The organism is Nostoc sp. FACHB-892 (assembly GCF_014698795.1).
Taxonomy (GTDB): Bacteria; Cyanobacteriota; Cyanobacteriia; order Cyanobacteriales; family Nostocaceae; genus Nostoc.
The window spans coordinates 1-2,113 of sequence record NZ_JACJTR010000145.1; the positions used below are offsets into that span (position 1 = coordinate 1).

Annotated in this window: 2 protein-coding genes and 1 pseudogene; 2 read left to right on the top strand and 1 reads right to left on the bottom strand. The window is 42.2% G+C overall.

Annotated elements, in window-relative coordinates; translation table 11 throughout:
- Nucleotides 1–166: 166 nt before the first annotated feature.
- Complete coding sequence (locus tag H6G96_RS42225; protein WP_199339899.1) at nt 167–634, top strand: hypothetical protein; 468 nt, start codon at nt 167–169, stop codon at nt 632–634.
- A 129-nt stretch (nt 635–763) separates the two neighbouring features.
- Nucleotides 764–1,756, top strand: coding sequence for a threo-3-hydroxy-L-aspartate ammonia-lyase (locus tag H6G96_RS40620; RefSeq protein WP_190920313.1), 993 nt, complete (start codon nt 764–766; stop codon nt 1,754–1,756).
- Between the two features lie 158 nt (nt 1,757–1,914).
- Here H6G96_RS40620 and H6G96_RS40625 read toward each other — a convergent pair.
- Nucleotides 1,915–2,113 (bottom strand): annotated as a pseudogene (locus H6G96_RS40625) (transposase); the annotation flags it as partial.

Genomic DNA, 2,113 nt, shown 5'->3' on the forward strand with positions numbered 1-2,113 from the left:
AGTCAGTGTTACTACTGATTGCTTTTCTTTCAACCTTCAAGATTAGTCTTCAGTACTATTGTCTATTTTTTATCTCTAATTTTCTAAGTACTTTTTTCTGAGCCTGAGCTTTTAGTCCAAACTCCAGCAAAATGGTACTCACCGAGATTTATTTCGGATTACCGAAGTGGAGTTTCATCAGTTTGTTGACGATGGGCATCATTCCCATGCGTTCTACGATATGCCAACCGCTCCTTACAGCCTAAGCGAAAAGCTGAGAAAGCCTGATTTAATGCTGTTGCCCAGTACCATCAAAGCGCACCTGGAAAACCACTTTCCATCCCTGATAATTTTTCATGGCGAAATGCCGCTTGGTAAAGCTGCCCAGTGTCATTTCTTTGTGCCAGAAGCTGAGAATCGCACCCGGACTTATATTTTACTGTTTGGTCAGGCAAAGCATCCAGCCTTTAAGCTGTTTGGCAGCACCTATCTAAAATTTGGCAAGGTTGTTGTTGATCAAGATGCAGATATTTTGAGCAAAATTTATCCGGATACACCTCAAAAAATTAAACTCAACAATGAAGTAGGCATGGATTGGGTGCGGCGCAATTTTGAGAGCTTTCCTGACGTTGTAGAACCGAATCTCTCCAAATAGACAGCAAATCTATTCCATCGATTCCTGCACCCTTAAATTGCAGCATCTTCCCAGTAGGGCAGACTACAAAATCGTTCAAATAAGGCGGGAGCATCTGCTCAAGAGTAAAAATATTTAATATTGTCATTAATGTTACAGCATAATTCCGTTAATATAACTGATGTACAAGCAGCACAAAAGCGAATTTTAGGGATTGTCCACCGCACGCCTGTGCTAACTTCTAGAATTGTTAATGATCGCACCAATAGCCAAGTCTTCTTTAAATGCGAAAACTTTCAACGCACAGGGTCATTTAAATTTAGAGGGGCGTACAACGCACTCATACAACTGCCAACTCCAGAAAAACAAAGGGGTGTCGTTACTTTTTCTTCTGGGAATCATGGACAAGCAGTAGCGCTTGCCGGAAAGTTGTTAAAAATTCCCACTACGATTGCAATGCCAGAGGATGCTCCTTCTGTTAAGCAAGCCGCTACTGGTGATTATGGTGCAGAAATCATTTTGTATAACCGCCAAAAAACAGATAGAGAACAATTCGCTGATATTCTTTCCAGAGGAAGGAAGATAACACTCATTCCCCCTTACGATCATCCCCATGTAGTCGCTGGACAAGGAACAACTGCTTTAGAACTGATCCAAGAAGTTGGTGAATTGGACTTATTATTAGTTTGTTGTGGCGGTGGTGGATTACTTTCTGGCTGTGCGATCGCAGCCAAGTCACTTTTACCCAATTGTAAAGTAATCGGGGTAGAACCAGCCCTTGCCGACGATGCTACCCGCTCTTTTCACACCAAAACGCTGCAAACTGTCAAAAATCCTGATACCATTGCCGATGGTGCGCGGACTCCTAGCCTTGGTCAAATTACTTTTCCCTTAGTGCTGCATTACGTTGATGATATGGTGACGGTATCTGAAGAGGCGATTCTTCGCACCATGTTCTTCTTATGGGAACGTCTGAAAATTGTCGTTGAACCCACCGGAGTACTCGCTGCTGCTGCTTTACTCGAAGGTGTGGTAACAGCATCAGAGGCGAGAATTGGTGTCATCATCAGCGGTGGAAATGTAGATTTGGCGCAAGTTGGCACACTTTATGCCAAATTACCCGCTTTTGCTTCTTTCATCTAAGATATCTGCGGAGTGTGGGTTTTACCAGACTCATATCATGTCCGGCAAATTATTTATGAGGCGTTGCATAATAAAGGCTTTCTACTGTGTACTATCTCACTAATATGAAAATTTGATACGCAGCTACATCAGTGTCTAGGAATATAACCCAATACGGTTCAGTTAAGGCTAGAAAGCTGATTAGTGATATGAAATTTCGGAGCTTCTACTCGTTGTCCAGTACCTCTGTGTTGCGGTTTTTTAGAGCGAAACTTTGATACAGGTTTTTTCACAACTCTGGGATTAACACGGTGAACACGTTCAGGTAACAACGTATTTAAAATCTCGACAATTAACCAATCGAAAAAAAGGGGAATT

Excerpts from the sequence above, each read along its gene's own strand:
- H6G96_RS40620 (WP_190920313.1), top strand. The coding sequence starts at position 764 with ATGTTACAGCATAATTCCGTTAATATAACTGATGTACAAGCAGCACAA.